Annotated in this window: 16 protein-coding genes; 3 read left to right on the forward strand and 13 right to left on the reverse strand. The window is 70.2% G+C overall.

All coding sequences use genetic code 11. The annotated features are described in order from the left end of the window. Positions 1-75: 75 nt before the first annotated feature. The 10 genes from ABT063_RS44450 to ABT063_RS44495 all read right to left on the reverse strand — a co-directional run bounded on the left by ABT063_RS44450 (position 76) and on the right by ABT063_RS44495 (position 13708). A complete protein-coding gene (locus tag ABT063_RS44450; protein ID WP_351066725.1) occupies positions 76-906 on the reverse strand; it encodes an ATP-grasp domain-containing protein in 831 nt (276 codons plus the stop codon). 68 nt (positions 907-974) lie between these two features. Further along, entirely contained in the window at positions 975-2774 is a 1800-nt protein-coding gene (locus tag ABT063_RS44455; protein WP_351066727.1) for a sulfatase, read from the reverse strand. Further along, a complete protein-coding gene (locus tag ABT063_RS44460; RefSeq protein WP_351066729.1) occupies positions 2771-4333 on the reverse strand; it encodes a sulfatase family protein in 1563 nt (520 codons plus the stop codon). The genes ABT063_RS44455 and ABT063_RS44460 overlap by 4 nt, the downstream gene beginning before the upstream one ends. Beyond that, complete coding sequence (locus tag ABT063_RS44465; protein ID WP_351066730.1) at positions 4333-5028, reverse strand: alpha/beta fold hydrolase; 696 nt, start codon at positions 5026-5028, stop codon at positions 4333-4335. Before ABT063_RS44465 ends, ABT063_RS44460 begins: the two co-directional genes overlap by 1 nt. A 10-nt stretch (positions 5029-5038) precedes the next feature. Next, positions 5039-7144 (reverse strand): ABC transporter ATP-binding protein, encoded by a 2106-nt coding sequence (locus tag ABT063_RS44470; protein WP_351066731.1) that lies wholly within the window; start codon positions 7142-7144, stop codon positions 5039-5041. Next, on the reverse strand, positions 7141-8022 hold the full coding sequence (locus tag ABT063_RS44475) for an ABC transporter permease (RefSeq protein ID WP_351066735.1): 882 nt from the start codon (positions 8020-8022) through the stop codon (positions 7141-7143). Before ABT063_RS44475 ends, ABT063_RS44470 begins: the two co-directional genes overlap by 4 nt. Positions 8023-8025: 3 nt before the next feature. Then, a complete protein-coding gene (locus ABT063_RS44480) occupies positions 8026-8973 on the reverse strand; it encodes an ABC transporter permease (RefSeq protein WP_351066737.1) in 948 nt (315 codons plus the stop codon). A 7-nt stretch (positions 8974-8980) separates the two neighbouring features. Next, positions 8981-10552 (reverse strand): ABC transporter substrate-binding protein, encoded by a 1572-nt coding sequence (locus tag ABT063_RS44485; protein WP_351066738.1) that lies wholly within the window; start codon positions 10550-10552, stop codon positions 8981-8983. Between the two features lie 76 nt (positions 10553-10628). Beyond that, positions 10629-13106, reverse strand: coding sequence for a beta-glucosidase family protein (locus ABT063_RS44490; RefSeq protein WP_351066739.1), 2478 nt, complete (start codon positions 13104-13106; stop codon positions 10629-10631). After that, positions 13103-13708 carry a TetR/AcrR family transcriptional regulator gene (locus ABT063_RS44495; protein WP_351066740.1) on the reverse strand — a complete coding sequence of 202 codons (606 nt, stop codon included), beginning with the start codon at positions 13706-13708 and terminating at the stop codon, positions 13103-13105. The genes ABT063_RS44490 and ABT063_RS44495 overlap by 4 nt, the downstream gene beginning before the upstream one ends. Positions 13709-13841: 133 nt before the next feature. Between ABT063_RS44495 and ABT063_RS44500 the strand changes: the two genes are divergently transcribed. The 3 genes from ABT063_RS44500 to ABT063_RS44510 all read left to right on the forward strand — a co-directional run bounded on the left by ABT063_RS44500 (position 13842) and on the right by ABT063_RS44510 (position 19156). Then, entirely contained in the window at positions 13842-15332 is a 1491-nt protein-coding gene (locus ABT063_RS44500) for a sulfatase family protein (RefSeq protein ID WP_351066742.1), read from the forward strand. Positions 15333-15366: 34 nt separating this feature from the next. After that, complete coding sequence (locus ABT063_RS44505) at positions 15367-16335, forward strand: formylglycine-generating enzyme family protein (RefSeq protein ID WP_351066743.1); 969 nt, start codon at positions 15367-15369, stop codon at positions 16333-16335. Positions 16336-17206: 871 nt separating this feature from the next. Then, on the forward strand, positions 17207-19156 hold the full coding sequence (locus ABT063_RS44510) for an oxidoreductase (protein WP_351066744.1): 1950 nt from the start codon (positions 17207-17209) through the stop codon (positions 19154-19156). Between the two features lie 68 nt (positions 19157-19224). Here the strand turns inward: ABT063_RS44510 and ABT063_RS44515 are convergent, their stop codons facing one another. The 3 genes from ABT063_RS44515 to ABT063_RS44525 all read right to left on the reverse strand — a co-directional run bounded on the left by ABT063_RS44515 (position 19225) and on the right by ABT063_RS44525 (position 23142). Next, positions 19225-19608 carry a transposase gene (locus ABT063_RS44515; RefSeq protein ID WP_351066746.1) on the reverse strand — a complete coding sequence of 128 codons (384 nt, stop codon included), beginning with the start codon at positions 19606-19608 and terminating at the stop codon, positions 19225-19227. A 162-nt stretch (positions 19609-19770) separates the two neighbouring features. Beyond that, positions 19771-20823, reverse strand: a complete 1053-nt coding sequence (locus ABT063_RS44520; RefSeq protein ID WP_351066747.1) for a proline racemase family protein — start codon at positions 20821-20823, stop codon at positions 19771-19773. A 285-nt stretch (positions 20824-21108) separates the two neighbouring features. After that, the gene (locus ABT063_RS44525) at positions 21109-23142 is read right to left on the reverse strand and encodes an oxidoreductase (protein WP_351066748.1); all 2034 of its coding nucleotides are present in this window, start codon (positions 23140-23142) and stop codon (positions 21109-21111) included. Positions 23143-23163 lie beyond the last annotated feature (21 nt).

Here is a 23163-nt window from a genome sequence, read left to right on the forward strand (position 1 = left end):
CCCACCCACTCCCGTTCCCCCCGGGTGGGCGCCGCCGCCCACCCCGCCGCGCCCGCTTCCACCCCCGCCGTGGCACTACGGGGAGGATTCCAGGAACCGGTGGAGGGAGCTCGTCATGCTGGTGACGAAGGCGTCGCGCGTGGATGCGTCGACGTGGTCCAGCGACAGGTAGGGGTTGAGGTCTTCCAGCTCGACCAGGAGGAGGTCTCCGTCTTGCGTGCGGCAGGCGTCCACGCGCTGGATGCCGTGCTCGAGGGTGTTCCAGTCGATGAAGCGCCGGGTGAAGGCGAGGTCGCCTTCGGTGGGCCGGTAAGGCTCGAGAGCCCAGCGGCGGTCGGGGTCGGGGGCATAAAGGGCGTACTGGACGGCGTCGTCGACGTAGTAGAACGACACTTCGTAACGGAAGTCGATGCGGGGCTGAACCAGGACGCCGCCGTAGGCAAGGCCGTCCAGCCTGTCCCGGGACACGAAGTCGAGGCCGATGGAGTCCGCTCCGGCCTTCGGCTTGACCGCGTACTGGTCGCTTTCCGGGAGCAGTCCGAGATCCTGCGGCCGGTCGACGGTGGGGATGACGGGATACCCGGCTGCGGTCAGATCCAGCAGGTACTGCTTGCCTGCCATGTCGGCCCGGCCGGTGTGCGGGTTGTAGATCCGTGTCCCGCGCGCTGCTGCCTGGTCCCGGAAGGCGTCGTACTCCTCCTGGTAATGCAGTACGGGGCCGGTGTTGCGTACCACTACCGCCTCGAAGTCGTCTGCCAGTGCGGCGGCATCGAGCGGGTGGCACAGGGCTATGTCGAAGTCCTTCCGCAGCTGGGACGACAGGAAGATGTCCTCGTCGCAGTAGCGCCGCCCTCGGGCCTGATAGGCGAGATCGGTGACATACAGAACGCGGGGGCGGACGGGCAAGGGGTATCTCCTGGGTCGTGCGTCGAGGTGGACCGAGGTTACCGATCTTTCCTCGGTGCCGGCCACGGCTACTCCTTGCCGCTCCGCTCGGCCGCCAGCGCCGCGAGGTCGTGCGAGATGGACCTGAGGGCGTGCACCGGAAGCTTGCCGACGGCGTACGCGGCGATGTCGACCAGGGCGAGGTCGCCCACCGTTGCCGGCATCCCCCCGTCGACGACGGCGGGAGCATGGTGCCGCAGGATCTCCCGGGTCTCGGGATCGTCGACCAGGGTCCGCAGCGTGTCATGCACGCTCGGTTCGGCCCGCGGGTAGTCGTCGGGGTGCAGCGGATCGAGCGATGCCTCCACCTGGGCCCACTGGCGCCGGACCTGCAGGTGCTCGTCGCCGACATCGCCGGTGTCCGGCAGGCCGAGCCGGTCGTACTGTGAGGGCGGGGCGTCGTTTGCCCGCATGAGCTGGACGAGCAGCGTGGCCATGCGCCGTTCGAGGTTGTCGTCGGCCAGCGGATGCTGCTGGTCCGGGTCGGCCTGGAGGTCGAAGAGCAGCGTGCCGAATGCGTGGGGATCCATGAAGGTCCACCCGTCGACGCGGAGCGTGGGGACGCCTTTCGTGAACGAGAACGGCTCGGCGAGCTCGGCGCCGCGCAGTTCCTCCGGGGTGAACCGGCCGCGCATGTGGGTCGGCATCAGCGTGTGCTCGAGCAGCGGCCGGTTCCCCGGTGTGGCGGGGGCGCGCATGTAGACGTAGCGGCCGTCGGTCACGCTGACGTGCCCGCCGAACGCCCCGAACAGCCCGGCCTCGCGGACCGGGGTGTCGTCGGCGACGACGTCGCGCAGCGGTTCGCCCTGCATGTCCGGCGGGATGTCCACCCCGAACCAGTCCAGCAGGGTCGGGGCGAAGTCGATGGTCTGAACCAGGCTGGTGCGCCGCTCGCCCCGCACACCGCTGCGCGGGTCCCAGACGAACAGCGGCGTGTGGATCGTCTCGTCGTACCAGGGCGGGACCGCCTTGCCCCACCACCCGTGCTCGCCGAGCAGGTAGCCATGGTCGGTGACGACCATCAGCAGCGTGTCGTCCCACAGGTCCAGCTCGTCCATCGCGTCGAGCACCCGGCCCAGCGACCGGTCGCACATCGACAGCAGCGCGGTGTACTGCAGCCGGAGGTGCTCCATCTGCCCGGGCGTTTCGAGGACCTGCCGGTAGTCGGGCCAGTCGAAGTGCGGGCCGTCGTAGTCGTGGGGGTACAGCTTGTGGTAGCGCTCGTAGGTGAAGAACGGCTCGTGCGGGTCGAAGGTCTCGATCTGAAGAAGCCACCGGTCGTCGGCGTGGTTGGTGTGCAGGAACTCCAAGCCCGCGTCGAAAGTCAGCGTCTGGGGGTGGTCCAGCTCGTCCTGCATATGGGCCCGGTTCACCCGGTCCTGCCGGTACGAGGGCCGCTGGGCGACCCGCGGTCCGTCGATGGTCTCGGGGACGTCGGGGTCGGCCACCTGCCCCTTCCAGGGGTCGCCTTCCTGGCCGCGGAAGAACTCGAAGCTGTTGAACCGGCCGTGGTAGGTCGCCCCGCCGTCCTCCCAGTAGTGCGGGTGATCGGTGGCGAGGTGCGTGTAGACGCCGTGGTCCTTCAGCAGCTCCGGGGCGGAGTCGTCGAACGGCTCCAGTGGCCCCCAGCCGCGGTGCAGGAAGTTGTACCGGCCGGTGTGCATCTCCCGCCGGGCCGGGATGCAGGGCATGCTGCCGGCGTAGCAGGTGTCGAACGTCGCCGTGCGGTCGGCCAGCCGCCGGAAGTTCGGGGCCTCCACCCAGTCCGCCCCGTAGGGGGGCAGGTGCCGTCGGTTGAGGCTGTCGAACATGACGACGACGGCCTTCATCGGCTCTCCTTCGAGGCGAACCTTGCGGCGAGACGCTCGTGACGGCCCGGTGGCCACGCGACGTCGGGCGCGTGCCAGGACACGGGGGTGACCGGCGTGGTGGCGGCGAGACCCTGTTCGAGATCGTCGGCCAGGTGCCCGCGCCCGGTCTCGCGCAGGTGACCCGCATAGCGCACCGGGTCGTTGTAGTACGTCGGTCCGGTCTGGAGGGTGGTGAGCATCGGGTCGGGCAGGGCGCCCGGCCGTCCCGCGTAGTAGTCCCACCACTCGGCCAGGTGGCTGCGCATCCGCGCGGCCAGGTCCGGCTCGTCGGGCAGCAGGTCGCGGGTCAGGTGCGGGTCGGCCGTGACGTCGAACAGCTGCTCCCACTCCGCCCGGAACGCGCCGGGATGGTAGGTGCGGATGTAGAGGTGATCGCGGGTCCGCACGGCCCTCTGGTAGGTGTGGGCGCCGTGCCCGAACACCAGGTACTCGCGCGAGTCGATGTGCTCCCCGCGGACCGCCGGGGCGAACGACTCACCCTGCCAGCCGGCGGGCACCGGCATACCGAGCAGCTCGCACAGGGTCGGCGCCAGGTCGATGTTGTACAGCAGGGAGTCGCACCGGCGGGCGTCGGCGGGCAGCGCGTCGGTGACGCCCGGCCAGTAGACGACGAGCGGCAGCCGGTGCGTGGGCTCGTTGGCCAGCCCGTGCTCGGCGTAGGAGCCGTTCTCCCCGAACGACTCGCCGTGGTCGGCGCTGACGATGATCGCCGTCTCGTCGGCGATGCCCAGCTCCTCCAGCGTCGCGAGCAGCTGTCCGAAGTAGTGGTCCCAGTACATGATGGCGCCGTCGAAGCCGTTGATCAGGTGCTCGAAGTCCGCGCGGGTCCGGATGGCGTCGGGCATGGTGTCCGGCACGGGCGACTTCCTCGGCCCCGCGAAGTAGTGCAGGTCGAGCGCGCTGCGCGGCCCGTAGATCTCCGCGTGCGCGTCGATGGCGTCCTGGTCCGGCCAGGCCGGCGCGGGACCGGACTCCGCGGCCCGCTGGGTCCACTCCGGACCGGTGAGGTAGTCGGTGTGGGGCTCCCAGTAAGTCAGGTGCAGGTACCAGTCGTCCTGGTCGGCGTGGGTGCGCAGCCAGTCGATCGCCACACGGTTGATGTCGTGGGCCTGCTCGTCGTTGACCTCGCCGGTCGCGCGGATCATCTCGCGGAAGTTGCCGCAGAAGTGGTACGCGCGGTGCCGCTCGGCGAACATCGACACCGCCGCCGTGTAGTAGCCGTGGCCTTGGAGCTGCTGGCCGAGCAGCGGCCGGTGCGGGTCGGGCCCGTGCCCGGCGTCGAGCCGGAACCGGGCGGCCTCGCCGAAGTGGCCGATGACGCCGTTGGTGATGCCGAACTGGCCGCTGGTCAGCGCCGTCCGCGACGGCAGGCACGGCGAGTCGGAGGCGTAGTAGCGGTTGAAGACCACGGACTTCTCGGCCAGGGCTCGCAAGTTCGGCGTGGTCGGCCGCTGGTAGCCGTAGGGCTCGGTGTGGTCGGCACGCAGCGTGTCGACGTCGACGTAGATGATCCGCATCAGATCCAGCCCTCCAGGGAACCGAGGAACGCGGCGAAGTCGTCGCGGTGGATGGTGTGCCCGACGCCGGGCACGACCCGCACATCGAGGCCGCGCTGCCGCATCGCCGTGACCGTTTCCGCGGAGGAGAAGGGGCCCTCGTCCGCGAACAGCACCAGCGAGGGCACGCTCGGACGGCGCGGAGCGATCTCGGCTCCGCAGAGCAGTGCCGCGCCGTCCGCCGTGTCCGGATCCCAGTCGCGCAGAGTCGCCAGCTCCACGTCGACGTCCTCGGGGGTCCACCGGGGGTTGAGTTCGGCGATCTGCTCCCGCGTCGCCTGCTTGCACCGCTTGAACCGGCCGGGATCCATCCCGGCCCTGCGGCCGTCGGGCAACCAGGCGGGATCGGCATAGACCGCGCGGCCGGGGCGCAGCCGGTCGACGGCCAGCGCGAGCGCCACCGCGCCGAACGAGTGCCCGATCGCGATGTCGGCATCGGTCGGCAGTGTCTGCACCAGGTCGTCGGCCCAGCCCTGAGGTGAGTAGTCGCCGCGGCCACTCGCTCCGTGCCCGCGCAGGTCGACACCGATCACCCGGTAGCCGCGCCCGGCGATCGCCGGAGCGACCCGGTGCCAGGTGCGCGAGTCCGACATCATCCCGTGGATCAGGACAGCGGTCCGCTCACCGTCCCCCCAGGTACGGGTATGCAGTCGCATGCGCAACTCCCTATCGGTGCTGCTCGTAGGTCGCCGCCGGCGACACCGTCGCCATCTCGCCGGCGAAGTGGCATGCCGCCAGCTGGCCGGTCGGGGTCTCGGTCAGCACCGGTTCCTTCTCCACGCAGATGCTCCGCTCGGGATGGGCCAGCGGCCCGACGGGGCACCGTGTGCGGAACCGGCAGCCCGACGGCGGGTTCTTCGGGCTGGGCAGGTCTCCGGTGAGTACGATCCGCTCGCGGTCGCGGGCCGCGGTCTCGGGCACGGGCGACGACGACATCAGCGCCACGGTGTACGGGTGCTGCGGCGAGGAGTACACCGCCTCGACGGGCCCCGTCTCGACGATCTTGCCGAGGTACATCACCGCGACCCGGTCGGAGAGATGCCGGACCACCGAGAGGTCGTGGGCGATGAACAGGTAGCCGAGGCCGAGGTCGTCGCGCAGTGACTCCAGCAGGTTGATGATCTGCGCCTGGATGGACACGTCGAGCGCGGACACGGGCTCGTCGCAGATCAGTACCTTCGGCTGGACGGCGAGCGCCCTGGCGATCCCGACGCGCTGCCGCTGGCCGCCCGAGAACGCGTGCGGGTACCGGTCGAGGTGCCCTTCGTTCAGGCCGACCCGGCGCATCAGCTCGCAGGCCGCGGCGGCCCGCTCGCCGCGCGGCATCCCGCGCATCTCCAGAGCCTCGTCGAGCGACTGGCGGACGGTGCGGCGCGGGTTGAGCGACGCGTACGGGTCCTGGAACACGTACTGCACGGTCGACCGGAGCTCTCGGGTGCCCGCGCCGGTGAACGCGTCCACGCCCTCCGGGCCGACCCGGACGGTGCCCTCCGTGGGCCGGTTGATCCCGACGATCGTGCGCGCGAGCGTCGACTTGCCGCAGCCCGACTCGCCGACGAGGCCGAGCGTCTCGCCTCCCGCGACGGACAGGCTCACCCCGTCCACCGCGTACACCGGGTCGGGCCGGCCGAACAGGCTCCGGCCGCCCGAGGCGACGTTCACGCGCAGGTTCTCCACCGACAGCGGCGGCGTACGGCCGGCCTCCGCCCGGTCGCGGACACCGGCGGCCACCCGGTCCAGTTGCGGAATCGCCGTCCCGCGCGCGGTGACCCAGCACGCCGCGGACTGCCCCTGGACCGCCCGGGACAGCAGCTCGGGCACGGTGGTGGCGCACTCGTCCTCGGCCAGGCGGCAGCGCGGATGGAACGCGCACCCGGACGGCAGCGCCGCCGGGTCGGGTGGCGCCCCGGGGATGGCGGGCAGCCGATTCCCGCCGTTCCCGTCCAACCGCGGCATCGCCTCGAGCAGGTCCGCCGTGTAGGGGTGCTCCTGCCTGGTGAAGATCACCTCGACGGGGCCCTGCTCGACGACCCGGCCGCCGTACATCACCACGACGTCGTCGCACATCTCGGCGACCACCCCCATGTCATGGGTGATCATGAGCACGGCGATGTCCAGCTCATCGCGCAGGCGGCCGAGCAGCCGCAGGATCTGCGCCTGGATGGTGACGTCGAGCGCGGTGGTCGGCTCGTCGGCGATCAGCAGCGACGGCGAGCCGGCGAGCGCGATGGCGATCACGACGCGCTGCCGCATGCCGCCGGAGAACTGGTGGGGGTAGTCGTCGAGGCGTCGCTCGGCGTCCGGGATACCCACCTGATCGAGCAGCTCCGCCGCCCGGCGACGGGCCGTTTTGCGGTCCATGCCGTGCACGATGAGAGCCTCGGCGATTTGGTAGCCGACGCTCAGTACCGGGTTCAGCGCGGACTGCGGGTCCTGGAAGACCATCGCGATCTCGCTGCCCCGGATCGCGCGCATGTCCGGTTCGGACAGCCCGAGCACGTCCCGCCCGTCGAACAGGATCTCGCCGCCGACGATGCGGCCGGGCTCGGGGACCATGCGCAGGATCGAGCGGGCGGTCACGGACTTGCCGGAGCCGGACTCCCCGACCACGCCGAGGATCTGGCCGCGCCGCACGGTCAGGCTGACGTCGTTCACCGCGCGCACGGTGCCGGTGGAGGTGGCGAACTCGGTGCGCAGCCCGCGCACTTCGAGCAGGGCGGCCGTTCGGTCGTGCCGCGTCTGGGTCGTGATGTTCTGTGGAACGGTGTTCACCGGTGAAGCACCGCCTTGTTCAGTGCGTTGGACAGGAGGGTGAAGGACAGTGTGAGGAGCAGCAGGACGAGGCCGGGTCCCATGACGTACGCGGGATGGACCTCGATGTAGCGGGCGCCGGTGTTGAGCATCGCGCCCAGGGACGGAATCGGTGGCTGGATGCCGAGCCCGACGATGCTCAGGCCGGCCTCGATGAAGATCGCCACCACCATGTAGACGGCGGCGTTGACCAGGACCGGGTCGACGATGTTCGGCAGCACGTGCCGGATCAGCACGGTCCGGCGCTTGACCCCGAGCACCTGGGCGGCGAGCACGTACTCGCGTTCCTGCTCGACCTGCAGGCCGGCCCTGGCCTGGCGCCCGAACAGGGGCAGCCCGATGATCAGGATGGCCGTGAACAGCGCCTGCCAGCCGGTTCCGATGACCAGCACGACGCACATGCCGAGCACCATCCCGGGGAACCCGAGGATGACGTCGAGCAACCGCTGCACGCCGGAGCCCAGCCACCGCGAGATCACCCCGGCGAGCCCCATCAGGGTCCCGATGACCGCGCTCGCCGGGACGGCGGTCAACAGCAGGCTGAGGTCGGTTCGCAGGCCGTAGACCGTGCGGACGAGAACGTCGCGGCCCAGCTCGTCGGTGCCCATCCAGTGGCTGCCCGACGCGCCGGCCAGCGCGTTGCCGCTCTGCGCGTCGTACCCGCCGGGGAACAGCACGGGCGCCAGTACGGACAGCAGCGCCAGCAGACCCAGCAGGCCGGCCCCGATCGCGCCCCGCGGTGTGCGCAGCGCTGTGAGGTAGCGCCGCAGCGCGACCCCGCCGCCCGGGCGCGCCGTGCCGGGAGCCGGGGCGCTCGCGGTGTCGATGTCGGTTGTCATGAGTCACACTCCCAGCCGGACGCGCGGGTCCAGGGTTGCCATCGCGATCTCGGTGAGCAGCTGCACGACCACCGCGATCACCACCGCGCCGACGATGAGCACCTGCACGACGTTGTAGTCGGAGTCCTGCACGCCGGACACGGCCAGCTGCCCCAGCCCGTTCCTCGCGAAGATCATCTCGATGACGACGGCGCCGGCCAGCATGTCGCCGAAGCGGATGCCGATCGCCACCATCGCGGGGCCGAGGCTGTTGCGGACCACGTGCCGCAGGGTGATGCGCCGCCTCCCCACGCCCTTGGCGACCGCGAGGTCGACATAGTCCTGTCGCCACGCGTGGTCCATCGAGGACTGCACCAGCATGGCGATACCGCCGGACATCGGCACCGCGAGTGCCACAGCGGGCAGGATCAGGTACTGCAGCCCGATCACGGGGTCGTCCAGCACCGACGTCTCGCCGCTGATCGGCAGCACCCGGAAGGTGACGCCCAGGAGGATCACCAGCAGCAGCCCGGCCAGGAACGGCGGCATCGCCAGCAGGACCGTGTTCGTCGCGTCCGCGGTGAACCTCGACAGCCGCGAGCGCGCCGAGCCGGCAAAGATGCCGAGACCGATCCCGACGACGATCATGACGATCGTGGCCGCGATCGTCAGCTCGACCGTGCTCTCCAGCCGGTCTCCGATCAGCTCGGAGACCGGGCGGTGGAACTGGTACGACTCGCCGAGATCGCCGGTGACGAAGCCGCCCAGCCAGTGGAGGTACTGCTCGACCAGTGGCCGGTCCAGCCCCATCTCGACCCGGATCGCGTCGATCTGCCGGGTCGTGGCCCCGGGCCCCGCTACGACGGCCGCCGGGTCTCCGGGCGCCAGTCGCGGCAGCAGGAACGCGATGGCCGTGGTCGCCAGCAGCACGAGCGTGACGGACGGCAGACGTCGCAGGAGGAAGCGGGTCATCGACGGCTCACTTTGCGAGGTAGGCCGCACGCATCGTGCGGCCGTAGCGGCCGGTGACGACGCCGCGCACGGAGTCGACGCTGACCGAGGTCGAGGGCGAGACGGTGTAGGGGAGGAAGAACGCGTCGTCGAGCAGCTTCTGCGACAGGGATCGCAACCGCGACTTCGTGGCGCTCTCGTCCGGGCTGTCGATCAGCGCCTGCGCGAGGCGCTGGTACTCCTTGTCCGTGTAGTGCTCCGCGTTCTTGGCCGGGCGCAGTTCGGGAAGGGCGTCGAGCATGAGCGCGGGAGGCATGTCGCCCACCGCGGTCCAGGTAAGGAACGCGGGACCGAGCTTGCCCGCGGCCCGGCGCGGCTCGAAGTCCGCGATCGACAGCTCCAGTGGTGACGGCTTCAGGCCCACGTCGGACAGGTTGCGCGCGATGATCTCGTAGATCTGGCGCGGAACCGGCAGGTTGTGGAGCGCCAGCTTGAACTGCGCACCCGTGGCCCCGGCGGCCTTGATGAGCTTCCGGGCCCGGTCGGGGTCGTAGGTGTAGGTGCCTGCCAGATCCGCCGGGTAGCCGGTCGCGTCCTTGCCCCACGGCAGGCTTGCCGTCGTCGCCAGGCCACCCATGACCTGCTTGTTGATCCGCTCGCGGTCGATCGCGTAGCCCACCGCGCGGCGCACGTCGACGTTGTCGAACGGTGCCTCGTCGACGGTGAGGCCCAGCCCGTAGACGAGCCCCTTGTTGAGGTCCAGGTGGAACGTTTTGTCGTCGACGATGGTCTGCGAGTCCTGGACACTGAGACCGTTCGCTATCTGGACCCGGTCCGAGCGCAGCGCCGCCAGCTGCGCGGTCGAGTCGGCGATCACCGTGATCTCGATGCCGTCCAGGTAGGGCAGGCCGTCCGCCCAGTAGGAGTCGTTGCGCTTCATCGTGAGCTTGGTGCCGGCCTGGTAGCCGGACCACACGAACGGGCCCGTGCCGACGACCTTCGACCCGTCCGCGAGTCCCTTCTGGGTCTCCTGGTCGATGATCGGTGTCGCGTCGAGGATGGAGTGCACTGTTTCCTGAAGGGGCCGTGGCGAGGTGATCGTCACCTCGTGGCGGCCCGTCGCCTTGATCTGCCAGCCCTTCATCGCGCCGTTCAGGGTGGCGAGGCCATCACCCGCGATGTTCCGTTCGAGGGAGAACACGACGTCGTCGGCCGTGAACGCCCGTCCCGAGTGGAACGTCACGCCCTCGCGCAGCTTGGCGGTGAACGTCTTGTTGCCGTTGGACAGCGACCACTCAGTGGCCAGCAGCGGCTGGGCCTTGCCGTCGGTGTCGATCAGCAGAAGGGTTTCGAGGACGTTGCGGCACCAGAAGATGTTGCCGGGCCGACCGGTGAAGTAGGCCCCGGGCACAGGCGCCGCGTTGACCGTCGTCACGAGGGTGCCGCCGCGGACCGGCTTCGCCGCTCCGCTCCCCTTGTCGGCCTCCTCGGCCGCCGAGCGGCAGCCGACCACGGTGACCAGCCCGAGGGCCGAGAGTCCGCCCAGGAGCGTCCGACGCGACAGTGCCGAGTCGAGGAGGGATTTTCTTGTGGGGTACATCGTTGGACCACCTCATTACTTACCGATCGCGGGTTGACCCCGCGTGCTGGGATGTGGTTGTTCCCCCAGGGGTGGCCTACGTGCCGGCGGGCACGTCGACCGTGGTCGTCTTGTGGAGGTCGGCCGAGGAGAAGCCGACGAGGGCGTCGAAGGCCCCCGGCTCGACCGCCCACTCGCCCGCCTGCGAGTCCCAGTGCCACAGCGCGCGCCACGGCACCGGGATGTCCAGCTCGACCGTCTCGCCGGGAGCGGCGTCTGCGGTCGCGAACCCGGCGAGCCAGCGGACGGGTCGCTCGATGCCCGATCCGGGGCGTGCCAGGTAGATCTGGATGACCTGCTTTCCCGGCCGGTCGCCGGTGTTGCGCACGCGGGCGGTGATCACCGTCGCGGGCTTGCCCGGGTCGTCCGTGTGCCGGACGGCCGCGGGCGGGCACAGGTCCACCAGCTCCCAGGTCGTGTAGCCGAGGCCGTGCCCGAACGGGTACGCGGGCTCGACGCCCTCGCGAAGCCACGCGCGGTAGCCGACGTGGATGCCCTCACGGTACAGAAGGCGACCGTCGACGGGCCGGGTGTCGAGCACGGGCACGTCCTCGGTGCGCGCAGGCCACGTCATCGGCAGCCGCCCGCCCGGCTCGGCCGTGCCGGTGAGGATGTCGGCGAGCGCGGCGCCGGCCTCCTGGCCGGCGAACCACGTGACGAGCACGGCGGCGACGTCGTCGCGCCACGGCAGCAGCACGGGTGCACCGGCGTTGACCACGGCCACGGTGTTCGGGTTCTCCTCGGCCACGGCCCGTACCAGGTCGTCCTGGCCCGCGGGCAGACAGAGGTGTGCGCGGTCGAAGCCCTCACTCTCGATCTGTGAGCTCGTGCCCACGACCACGATCGCGACATCGGCGGCCCTGGCGTCCTGCCGCGCGCGGGCGAGGTCGTCGGCTGGTGACCGGCGGGGACGCCTGGCCCGGAAGGACAGGGCGAAGCCCCCGGCCGGGATGCGTTGCCGCAGGCGCAGCTCCACGGGACGGCCCGCGATGAGTTCGACCTCGAACGTCCGCACGGGCGGAGTGAGGATGTCCGCGCCCGGCCCGTCGTGCGCGGACGGGACGTCCTCGTCATGGAGAGTCCGCCCGCCGGCCTCGAACGTGATCCGGCCCGCGCCGCGGAAGCCGAGCTGCCAGGAGCCGGTGAGGTCCGGACACACCGTGGTGGTCAGCTCGACGGCGGCCGCGCCCTGCGGCACGTCGCTGCCGAACCGGACCAGCTCGCCGGTGTCCCGGCTCTCGGTCCGCACCTCCTCACCGGTGTCGGTGAGCCACCGGACCAGCACGGCCCGGTCACCGTTCTCCCCGCTGTCCCTGCACAGGCATGCCGCGGGCAGCGGACCGGGGTCGCCGTCGAGGTAGCTGCCCGCGGTGTAGGTGACCTCGACGTCCGGGGGCAGCGCGGCCCTCAGCCCCTGGAGCGGGGACACCACCTGGGCGGGGCACACCTCGGCGCTGCCGCCGCCCTGGATGCGGGGGTGCTCGGCCAGCTCGCCGATCACCGCGATGCGCCGGACGCGGTCCAGTGGCAGGGGCAGGGCGGCACGCGCGTTGTGCAGGAGTACGGTCCCGTCGGCCGCGGCGGCGCGCAGTTGTGCGCGCACGTCGCCGCCCCCTGTGCGCACAGGCGCCGGGCGCTCGACGGGCACGGACTCCAGGGCGCCGACGCGCGCCGCCAGCCGCAGCAGGTTCTTGACCTTGACGTCCAGGGTGGACTCGGGGATCGCCCCGTCCTCGACGGCCTTTCGCAGCGCGTCGCCCCACGGTCCGTCCGGCCCCGGCATGGCCAGGTCGAGCCCGGCCGAGGCGGCGGCGAGCGAACGCGTGGCGCGCCAGTCCGAGACGACCGGACCGTCGAAGCCCCACCTGGTGCGCAGCGGGTCGTCGAGCAGCTCGTGCTCGGTCATCGTGGTGCCGTTGACGCCGTTGTACGCCGCCATGAGCAGCCACGGCCGCGCGGTCAGGACGATGTCCTCGAACGGCGCGAGGTACAGCTCCCGCAGCGCACGCTCATCGAGCCGCACGTCGACGGAGAACCGGTCGGTCTCCGAGTCGTTGGCGACGTAGTGCTTGACGGTCGCCGCCACGCCGTGCTCCTGAAGGGCGCCGACGAGCGCGGCGCCGATCCGGCCGGTCAGCAGCGGATCCTCGGAGAAGCATTCGAAGTGCCTCCCCCCTACCGGGCTGCGGTGCAGGTTGATCGTGGGCGCGAGGACCACGTCGACCTCCTTCCGCACGGCCTCGGCCGCGAGCAGCCGGCCCGCCTCCGCGGCGCGACCGGTGTCCCAGCTCGCCGCGAGGGCTGTCGGGCAGGGCAGGCACGCCGACGGCGCCTCGTCGTCCCACGAGGGTCCGCGGACGCCTGCCGGGCCGTCCGAGAACGTCATCGCCCGCAGTCCCACCGCCGGCTCCGCGTAGGTGTGCGAGTGCGTGGCACCGGTCAGCAGCCGGACCTTCCGCGACAGGTCGAGTTTGCAGACCAGTACGTCGAGGTGCTCTTCGAGGTGAAGGCTCAACGCGACTCCCCCTCCGGACGTCGGAACCGATCGAGGTAGGCGGCCAGCACCCCGGCCATGTCGAAGGAAGGGTCCAGCAGCCACTGGATCTGCAACCCGTCCATGACCGCGTACAGTTCGGCCGCGAACGTCGCCGGATCGAGTTCCGCCGGCAGCCGGCCCAGAGCCTGGTCGCGGCGGACGCGGTCGGCCGTGGCCTGACGGAGCCGGTCGTACCGGCGCCGGAAGAACTCGTGGGCCGGGTGGCCGGGCTCCATGCTCTCGGCGGACTCCACCGCGAACAGCCGCATGGACTGAGGGTTCTCCATGTTGTGGTGGCACAGCGACAGCACCGCGTCCAGCACCGAGGAGGTGCGGAACATCTCCGCGACGTACTGGCTGCTGTCGGCGTCACGCCGCTCCAGCGCGGCGATCAACAGCTCCTCCTTGCTCTTGAAGTGGTGGAGCAGGCCGGGCTGCGAGATACCCACGCGCGCCGCGATGTCGGCGAGAGCCACGCCCCGGAAACCGCTGTCGCCGAACATCTCGGTGGCGACGGCGAGGATCTGCTCTCGCCGCACTCCGGGGGGTCGGCGGTTACGCACCGACGGCGCTTCTGACACGAGCTCCTCCTTGCCACTCCCTGTGATGGCGGTTACCTTACCGAGTGTTCGGTAAGGTGCAAGAGGTTGGACGCAAACGATCTGGTCCAGTGGCAAATCACCTGGTCAGTGGCGGATAGACGAGGAGACAACGATGAGGTCTCGGCCGAACTTCCTGGTCGTCGTGGCCGACCAGCTACGGGCCGACGCGCTCGGCGCCTTCGGTAACACCCTGGCCCGCACGCCGCACCTCGACCGGCTCGCCGAGCAGGGCACGGCGTTCACCAACGCGTTCGCGCAGCACCCGGTGTGTGCGCCCAGCCGTGCGTCGTTCCTCTCCGGCTGGTACCCGCACACGGCGGGCCACCGCTCGTTCGGCACACCCCTGCGGGCCGACGAGCCGAACTTCCTGCGCGCGTTCCGCGAGAACGGCTACCACGTGACGTGGGCGGGCGACCGCGGGGACACGTTCGGCCCGGGTGCCACCGAACTGGCCGTGCACGAGCACGGGTTCACGACGAGGCCCACCAGCGGGCGCTGGGCGGGCGGCCCTCCGGCGGCCCGGCTGCCCGAGCTGCCCGGCGCCGAGGACGAGGTGTGGAAGCGGCTGTTCTACCGGGGAGAGGTCCTCGACCCGGACGACATCGACTTCGACGAGGCGGCCGTGCGCACCGCCGAGCACTGGCTGGCCGAGCCGCCCGAGCAGCCGTGGGTGCTGTTCGCCCCCCTGGTCGCTCCGCACTGCCCGTTCCAGGCACCCGAGCCGTGGTTCTCCCTGCACGACCGGGGCGCGATGCCCGAGCCGGTGTCCGGCACCGGGCCCGAGCCCGCCTATCTGCAGGGGATCCGCGACTACTACGGCACCGACCGCGTGACCCCACAAATGTGGCGCGAGGTCACCGCCACCTACTACGGCATGGTCTCGCGGCTGGACCACCACGTCGGGCGGCTGCTCGACGCGGTGCGCCAGGCGGGTGCCCTCGACGACACCGTGATCGTGTTCTTCTCCGACCACGGCGAGTATCTCGGCGACTTCGGCGTGATCGAGAAGTGGCCGTCCGGGCTGGAGAGCTGCATCACGCGCGACCCGTTGATCCTCAGCGGCGGCGGCCTGCCCGCGGCCGGAACGGTCGACGCGATGGCCGAGATGATCGACGTCTTCCCCACCCTGCTCGACATCGCCGGGATCGACCCCGGCTACCAGCACTTCGGCAGGAGCCTGCTGCCCGTACTGCACGACCCAACCGCAGGCCACCGCGAGTACGCGTTCACCGAGGGCGGTTTCCTCGCGGAGGAGGAGCCGAAGTTCGAGCGCTCGCCGTTCCCCTACGACCTCAAGTGCGCCCTGCAACACGACCGGCCGGCCGCCGCCGGCAAGGCCGTCGCGGTCCGGGACCAGCGCTGGACCTACGTCTGGCGGCTGTACGAGCCGGCCGAACTCTACGACCGGGCAGCCGATCCGGACGAGGCGCACAACCTCGCCGGCCGTCCGGAGCTGGCCGAGGTCGAGACCAGGATGTCGCAGGTCCTGCTGCGGTGGTTCGTCGAAACGGCGGATACCCTGCCGGAACGCGATGACCCCCGGATCCCCGGGGTCGACCTGCCCGCACCGGGCGAGCCCGTACGGTCCGAGCAGGCCGGCTGATCCTCCGTTGTCCGGCAACCGAAGGGAAGCGCAGATGGCACGTGAAGTGAAGCCGGCCCGATGCTGCGCCCCTCCTCGCGACGAGGCCACGACGGACCAGCCGCGCCCGGCACCGACTCGGGCCGTGCGGGACCACCCGGGTGCGGTCCTGGTGCCGATTCCCAGCGGGGAGTTCCTCATGGGCACCGACAACCCCGACGCGTTTCCCACCGACGGTGAGGGCCCGGTCCGCCCGGTGCGGGTGGATCCCTTCCGGCTGTCGGCCCACGCGGTCACCAACGCCGACTTCGCCGCCTTCGTCACCGACACCGGCTACCGCACCGACGCCGAGCGGTTCGGGTGGTCGTACGTGTTCGCCGGCTTCCTGCCCGCCGAACTGCGCCGCATCTCCCCGCGACCGGAGATCACGCCCTGGTGGTGTGGCGTCCAAGGCGCGTTGTGGGCCGCACCGGAGGGGCCGGGCAGTTCCGTGGAAGGCCGTGAGAACCACCCGGTGGTCCACGTGTCCTGGCACGACGCGCACGCCTACTGCCAGTGGGCGGGCACCCGGCTCCCCACGGAGGCCGAGTGGGAGTTCGCCGCGCGTGGCGGCCTGGAACAGCGGGTCTATCCGTGGGGTGACGAGCTCACCCCGGGCGGCGAGCACCGCTGCAACATCTGGCAGGGCCGGTTCCCGGTGAAGAACACCGCCGAGGACGGCTACCGCGGGACGGCACCGGTGGATGCCTATCAGCCCAACGGCTTCGGCCTGTACAACATGGCCGGAAACGTCTGGGAGTGGTGCGCCGACTGGTGGAGCACCGAGCACCCCGGCGCCGGATGCACCGTGAATCCGCGGGGCCCGGAGCGGGACACCGAACGGGGCGGCTCCCGAGTCGTACGCGGCGGCTCCTATCTGTGCCACCACAGCTACTGCAACCGCTACCGGGTGGCCGCACGGACCAGTAACACCCCGGACAGCACCAGCGGCAACACCGGGTTCCGCGTCGCTCGCGACGCCTGAGCTCAGCGTGGCACCCCGGTCGGCCCGAGACCGCTCCACCTGGCGTGTCGGCACAACGGTGCCCTTCTTCGGCGCCGCGTAGCTGATGGACGTGCCATTGGCTAGCCGCCGGGTCAAAGTCCATCTCTCATCTGCGGACAGTGCCTCCCTTGTGTGGACAGTGCCTCCCTTGTCCAGCGATCAAGGTCGGTGGTCAGACTCCCGGGTGGCGACGGCGATCTCGCAGGGCGACCCGTCGAGCGCTACGCAACACACGTCCGGGCGCGGGTAGAAACGCGTCGCTGGCTCGGCGTGCACAGCGAGCCGCCCGGTGGTGGCGACCGGGACCATCGCGGGACTGCGCACCCCCGTCGCACTGCGAGACGTCTCAGCCCCGGCACCCGCCCAGACGGCCGGCCCGGGATGAAACCATCCCGCACGCGGTAGGGGAACCGTCGTCATACGGTCACGCATGCTGCTGCGCAGCGGCCGCCACAGCCGCCGCCCGCCGGGTTCTCGTCGCGGAGCTGTGTGAACGGTGACCGGCAACCGCATCCGCACCACGGCCGCGAAGCTCGGCCTGCCCCATCTGGCCCCCGGGCCGGCTTCCTTGCCCAGGGGCGCCTCGTGGTGAGGCAGGCAACGGTGAGAGCGAGTCCGGTGGGGGTGTGGGGTCCTCGAAGGCGTTGTCCAGGGACCTTGACAGCGAGGAGTGAGGTGTTACACATTACACCCGCTGGAAGAGCTCAGGCACGAACAGGAGTCACCGCGGCGAGTTCCCTCGCCATCGCAAACAGCAGCGACACTGACCTTTCGCCCTGTCAGCGATTACGGCTGCCGCATGCGCTTGCGAGCGCAAAACACGCCGGCGAGCGGAAGCGGAGGACAACCCATGGCTGAAGACTGGAACGTCGAGAACCCCATCCAGGTCGGGCCGGTCACGCTCCCGCGCCGCGTCTTCCTTCCGGCGCACCAGCCGGGGCTGGCCGAGAACGGCACCCCCGGCGACCGCTACGTCGCCTACCACCGGCAGCGGGCCCGCGCCGGAGCAGCCATGCAGATCACCGGCGCGACCCCGATCGTGCCCTCCTCGCAGTGGTCGCACATCTGCCTGCGGAACATCGACGAGTCCATCGTCCCCGGCTACCGCAGACTCGCTGAGGCCGTGCGAGCCGAGGGCGGCCGGATGCTGGCCCAACTCGCGCACCCCGGACCGACCGAGTACACCGGGCCGGACGTGTTCGGTGCTTCACGCGATCTCTCCGAGCCGACCCGCCAGGTGGCCCTGCCCGCGAGCCGCGCACAGATCGCCGCGGTCATCGAGCAGTATGCCGCCGCCGCGGACCGCTGCCGACGTGGCGAGCTCGACGGGGTCGAGATCAGCATGGCCCACGGGATGCTCCTGGCTTCCTTCCTGTCGCCGTTGACCAACCACCGCGACGACGAGTACGGCGGCGACCTCGACCGGCGACTTCGGCTCCCGATGGAGGTCCTCGACGCGGTCCGTGTCGCCATCGGCGACGACATGATCCTCGGCATCAGGCTCGGCGCCGACGACATGGTGCAGGGCGGGCTGACGCCGGCCGACGCCGCGATGATCGCCCAGGCGCTGGAGTCGCGTGTGGACTACGTGAGCGTGATGGTGGGCAACAACAACCGCCTCGAGGCGCGCGTCCAGCACTGGCCGCCGACACCCGCCGCGCCCGGACTGTTCCGGCACGTCGCGCGAACGGTGCGGGAGGCGGTCGCCAAACCGGTCGCCGCGGTCGGTCGGATCACCACCCTCGCTCTGGCAAACGAACTGGTCGCCGCCGGCGACTGCGACCTGGTCGGCATGGTCCGTGCCCAGATCGCCGACGGCGATCTCATCGCCAAGTCCCGCCAGGGCCGGGTCGCGGACGTACGGCCCTGCGTCGGGGCCAACGTGTGCGTCAACGAGCTCCTCCGGGACAGGCCGCTGACCTGCCTGGTCAACCCTGACGCGCGCACCTCGGCGGATCTCGGCGACGCCCCGTCGCTCGCCGGGCACCGGGCCGTGGTGGTGGGCGCCGGCCCAGCCGGGCTGGAGGCGGCCCGACGGCTCGCACACCGCGGTAGCCGGGTCACGCTGTTCGAGGCCGGCACCACGCTCGGCGGCCAGCTCGCCCAGTGGTCCGCCGCCCCGAGCCGACGTGAGCTGCGGCGTTACCTGGCCTGGCAGGAACGCCAGCTGCGCTCCCTCGAGGTCGACATCCGCGTCGGAACCGCAGCGACGGTGTCCGACGTCGTCACAGATCAGCCCGACACCGTCGTGCTCGCCACGGGCTCGGTACAGGTGCCGACGGACGTACCCGAGAACGACGGATCGGTCCGACTTCTCACGCCCGCCGAGGTGTTCCGAAGCCCCGCCGACGGGCGCGTCATGGTGTTCGACGAGATGGGCGAGCTTGACGGCGCGCTGATCGCCGAGTACCTCCACGATGCCGGCGTTCCGGTGACGCTGGTGACCTCGCGCATTCATGTGGGCGAAGGCGAGGGGATCAATACGCTGTTCACGATGCTGCGCACGCTGGCCGAGCGCGGGATCGACATTGTCGAACGCATGCGGCCGACCCGGATCGCGAACCGCGCCGTCGTACTCGAAGGGGTTTTCGGCGGCCCGAGCGTGACCGTGCAGGCCGACAGCCTGGTCGGCTGGTCCGGAGGGGACCCGGTCCGCGATCTCGACAGCGGCCTGCGGGAACGGGGAATGGAGCCGCTGGTCATCGGGGACGCGCTTCGACCGCGCCGCGTCACCGACGCCACGGCCGATGCCAAGCGGGTAACCGATGCCCTCACCCGCCACACCGCGAACTGCCCCTGATCGAGGGCACGTTGGCCCGATTGAAGGTTGAGCACCTGTCCACAGACCGGGAGGCCCCGCCGGTGTGGCTATGTCCTCGAAGACCGGCGCTGAAGCAGACCCTCGGCTGGACGACGCCGAAGACTTGTACTCCCGAGGTGGCGGATCGCTGAACCTGGCTGATCATCACCAACCCGGGTAGAAGCCGGCCGGACCCGGGTAGCTGACCCCGGCCAAGAACGGTGCACCAGCCAGTCGATGTCGCCGGCGGCATCGGCGTGGGCTTGGATCTGCTGCAGCGCCCGGGTGAACATGCCGTCCAGGGCGTACCGGCGGAAGCGGGTGTAGACCGTCTGCCACGGCCCGTAGCGTTCCGGCAGGTCACGCCAGGAGATCCCCGTGCGGATCTTGTAGACCATCCCGTTGATGACCCGCCGGTCCCCTACGCGTGGCCGGTCCGTGACGGCCCGCAAGTATCAGCGAAGCGAGTAACTCCCACTCCTGACCGGTGAGTTCATGGCGACGTATCACCCCGCCATGATCCACCATCCGATGATCGTGAAGACAGACCCTAGGCGGCTGTCAGAGGACCACTGGCCAGGGAATCGGTGGCACTGGGGCGTTCCGTGCGTTACTCAGGCCCAGATGTCCCCGACGGTGAAGCCGTGGACGAACGGGTCGTCGGGGTCGAGTACGTGGGTGCTGTAACCGGAGATCCACGCCTGGCCGCCGACGGTCGGGACTACCGCCGTGTAGGGCCCGACCTGCACCTCCCGGATGAGTTCGCCGGTGTAGACGGTGCCGAGGACCCCCTCGTGGCGGAAGGGTTCGTTGAGCTTGAGTGCGCCCTTGGCGTGCAGGGTGGCCATCCGCGCGCATGTACCGGTGCCGCACGGGCAACGGTCGACCGAGCCGGTCCACGTCGCGGGGTTGGAGAAGTCCACGGGGCCGCTCGCCACCGTCACCGCGTTCTTCATGTCGGCGGCCGGATTGTCGGTGGGGCCGGACAGCTGAGAGATCGTGATTCCGATCCCCGGGTAGTCGGGGTGCTCGACCGGCAGCTGGTCCTGGGCGGCCCGGAGGATGAGGGAGGAGACACGGGTGATCTCCCGTCCGTGGGACGGGACCAGCTCCAGCCCGTCGAACTGCCGCACGTCCGCGATCACGTAGAACATGCCGCCCCACCCGACGTCGACGGTCACCTGGCCGAGCTCGGGGACGTCGATCACGGCGTCGAGGTGAGCGGCGAAGGCGGGGACGTTTTCGAAGGTCACTTGCTTGACCTTGCCGTCGCGGCACTCGGCCCTGATGCCGATGAGGCCGGCCGGGGCCTCGAGCTTGAACTCGGTGAAGGGCTCCCGCATGGGGATCATGCCGGTTTCGAGCAGGACGGTCGCGACGGCGATGGTGTTGCCACCACTCATCACGGGGTACTCGACCTGCTCCATGATGATGTAGCCGGCCGCGGCGTCCGGGTGCTTGGGCGGAACGATCAGGTTGCAGCACAGAGGCGGGTAGCCACGGGGCTCACGCAGCATGAGCGACCGGAGCTGGTCGTCATTCTGCTCAAGCCACTTCATCTGCTCGTAGACAGACCCACCAGGGATGTTCGGGACTCCTCCGGTGATGACGCGCATCGGCTCGCCCGAGTGCGTCTCCACTGCGTGGATCATTCGCTTGAAAGACATGGTGACTGATTTCCTTTGCTGTCTCTCGCTGGGCCGCGCAGCGGGGCGAGGGCTTGGTTTCAGCGTGCGTGGGTGTCCTGGGTGGCTTCGGAGTGGCCAAGTCCCCTGCTGCTACGGGACCTTGATGCCGTCTTTCACGGTGGGCTTCGGTAGGACGGCAGCTCAAGGTGCCGCTCGATGTCGGTCAGGAGGGCGGTGAGCCGGTCGACCGAGGCCCTCAGCCGACCGATCTGGTCGGCAAGTTCGCGTTCCCTGCTGACATGGGCATCAGCTCGGGTACTGCTCTCAGATCGCTCGGCAGAGGCGGGCTGCGTCCAGCATCGCGGCATGGACGTTCCTGCTGGCCACCGCGTCCCCTATGCGGAACAGCTGGAACGAACCGTCCTGATTACGCACCACCGACTGGGGCTTGCGAGCCAGCAGTTCCGTCAGGTCGACGGCCCCCAGGTTGGTCGAGGAAACAAGCAGCTCGTCGTAGAGCTCCTGGACCGGATCGGTACCCATCTCCGCCACGACGGCATCGAAGGTGCGGTACTCACGGAACTCGAAGCCGTCCACTCCGAGTTCCACCTGCAAACCATCCGGAGTCCTGGTGACCCCGTGCAGCCGTCGAAGGACAGTGACCGCGACGCCATTCTCCGCCAGTGTGTTGAAGTAGGAGGACGCCGTGAGCGAGCCGATGTCGGGTGAGAGGGTTCGCTCGGGCGTGACGATCTCGACGGTGGCGCCTCCTCGGACGAGGGCCTCCACCGCGTCGAGTGCCTGGTTGCCGCCGTGGTCGTCGTAAACCATCACGCGCCCCCGCAGCCGCCTGGCCCCGGAGAGTACGTCCCAGGTGTCATGGACCAGGCCGGCGCCCGGAATGTGGGGTGTTGCAGGAGCGCCGCCGGTCGCGACGATCACGACGTCCCATGACTGCGACAGGAGCGTCGGGCCGTCGACGTAGGTGTTCAGCGAGATCGGAACGCCCAGGCGGGCGAGTTCGTCGGTTCTCCAGTCGATGATTCCGCGAAGATCGCGGCGGCGAGGGGACTTCGAGGCCAGCAGGAGTTGTCCGCCCACCCTGTCGCCGGCCTCGAAGAGGTGCACGTCGTGACCGCGCTCGGCGAGGACCCGGGACGCTTCGAGACCGGCGGGCCCGGCTCCGACCACGGCCACGCGTCTCGTCGTGCTCGCACGGTCGATGCGCTGGGGTACCTCGAGTTCGCGGCCGGTGGACGGGTTGTGCATGCAGAACGCCGCGCCTGAGCTGTAGATGCCGTCGATGCACATGTTGGCGCCGACGCACGGACGGATCCGGTCCGTGTACCCGTCACGGACCTTGTTGGGCAGCTCGGGGTCGGCCATCAACGCCCTGGTCATACCGACCAGATCGAGCAGACCCTCGGCGACTGCGTACCGTGCGGTGGCGACGTCGCTGATCCGGGCGGCGTGCATGACCGGGACGGTGAGCTTCTGCTTGATCCGCCCGGCGAACTCGAGGTGGGGAGAGGCCGGGGTGGACATCGGTGGAATGGCGCGGGCCAGGTCGGCGTCGGTGCCGATCGACCCCCTGATCAGACTGATGAAGTCGATCCCGGCCTCGGTGATGTCTTCGGCGATACGCAGCGCCTCGTGGGTTTCGAGGCCGCCCTCGCGCTCTTCGTCGAAGCTCATGCGCGCGCCGATGACGAAATCCGGACCGACCGCTTCGCGAACGGCGCGGATGACCTGGAGCGGGTAGCGCATCCGGTTTTCGTAGGAGCCGCCGTACTCGTCGTCACGGTGGTTCCAGAAGGGCGTCCAGAACGAGTCCAGGAAGTGGCCCCAGGTCATGAGTTCGATGCCGTCGAGCCCCGCGGACCGGCAGCGCTGTGCGACATCGACGAAGTCCTGAAGCACCCGGTCGAGGTCCCATTGCTCGGCCGCCTTGGCGAACGCGCGGTGTGCGGGCTCGCGGACATTGCTCGCCGAGATCGCCGGAAGCCAGTTGTCGGTGTAGTTGCTGGTGCGATGACCGAGGTGTGTGAGCTGGGTCATCACGGCTGCGCCCTGCTCGTGGACCTCGTCGGCGAGCCGCCGCAGCCAAGGCTCTGCCTCGTCCTTCCAGAGCTGCAGATTGCCGAACGCGGGTGCGCTGTCCCGGCTGACCAGGGCGCTGCCGCCGATCATGGTCAACCCGACGCCGCCACGGGCCTTCTCGACGTGGTAGGCGCGGTAGCGGTCCTTGGGCAGGCCGTCCTCGCTGTAGGCCGGCTCATGGGACGTGCTGACGATGCGGTTGCGCAGCGTCACGTTCTTGAGGACGAACGGACTCATCAGGGGGTCGGTGACGGTCACCTCACACCTCCACGGATTCTC

Origin of the sequence: Streptomyces sp. NPDC002838 (assembly GCF_040295365.1) — a bacterium.
GTDB lineage: Bacteria > Actinomycetota > Actinomycetes > Streptomycetales > Streptomycetaceae > Streptomyces.

What these genes read in the sequence shown, in the direction of transcription:
- ABT063_RS44455 (WP_351066727.1), bottom strand. Translation starts at nt 2,774, where the DNA reads ATGAAGGCCGTCGTCGTCATGTTCGACAGCCTCAACCGACGGCACCTG.
- ABT063_RS44460 (WP_351066729.1), bottom strand. Translation starts at nt 4,333, where the DNA reads ATGCGGATCATCTACGTCGACGTCGACACGCTGCGTGCCGACCACACC.
- ABT063_RS44465 (WP_351066730.1), bottom strand. Translation starts at nt 5,028, where the DNA reads ATGCGACTGCATACCCGTACCTGGGGGGACGGTGAGCGGACCGCTGTC.
- ABT063_RS44475 (WP_351066735.1), bottom strand. Translation starts at nt 8,022, where the DNA reads ATGACAACCGACATCGACACCGCGAGCGCCCCGGCTCCCGGCACGGCG.
- ABT063_RS44480 (WP_351066737.1), bottom strand. Translation starts at nt 8,973, where the DNA reads ATGACCCGCTTCCTCCTGCGACGTCTGCCGTCCGTCACGCTCGTGCTG.
- ABT063_RS44485 (WP_351066738.1), bottom strand. Translation starts at nt 10,552, where the DNA reads ATGTACCCCACAAGAAAATCCCTCCTCGACTCGGCACTGTCGCGTCGG.
- ABT063_RS44500 (WP_351066742.1), top strand. Translation starts at nt 13,842, where the DNA reads ATGAGGTCTCGGCCGAACTTCCTGGTCGTCGTGGCCGACCAGCTACGG.
- ABT063_RS44505 (WP_351066743.1), top strand. Translation starts at nt 15,367, where the DNA reads ATGGCACGTGAAGTGAAGCCGGCCCGATGCTGCGCCCCTCCTCGCGAC.
- ABT063_RS44510 (WP_351066744.1), top strand. Translation starts at nt 17,207, where the DNA reads ATGGCTGAAGACTGGAACGTCGAGAACCCCATCCAGGTCGGGCCGGTC.
- ABT063_RS44520 (WP_351066747.1), bottom strand. Translation starts at nt 20,823, where the DNA reads ATGTCTTTCAAGCGAATGATCCACGCAGTGGAGACGCACTCGGGCGAG.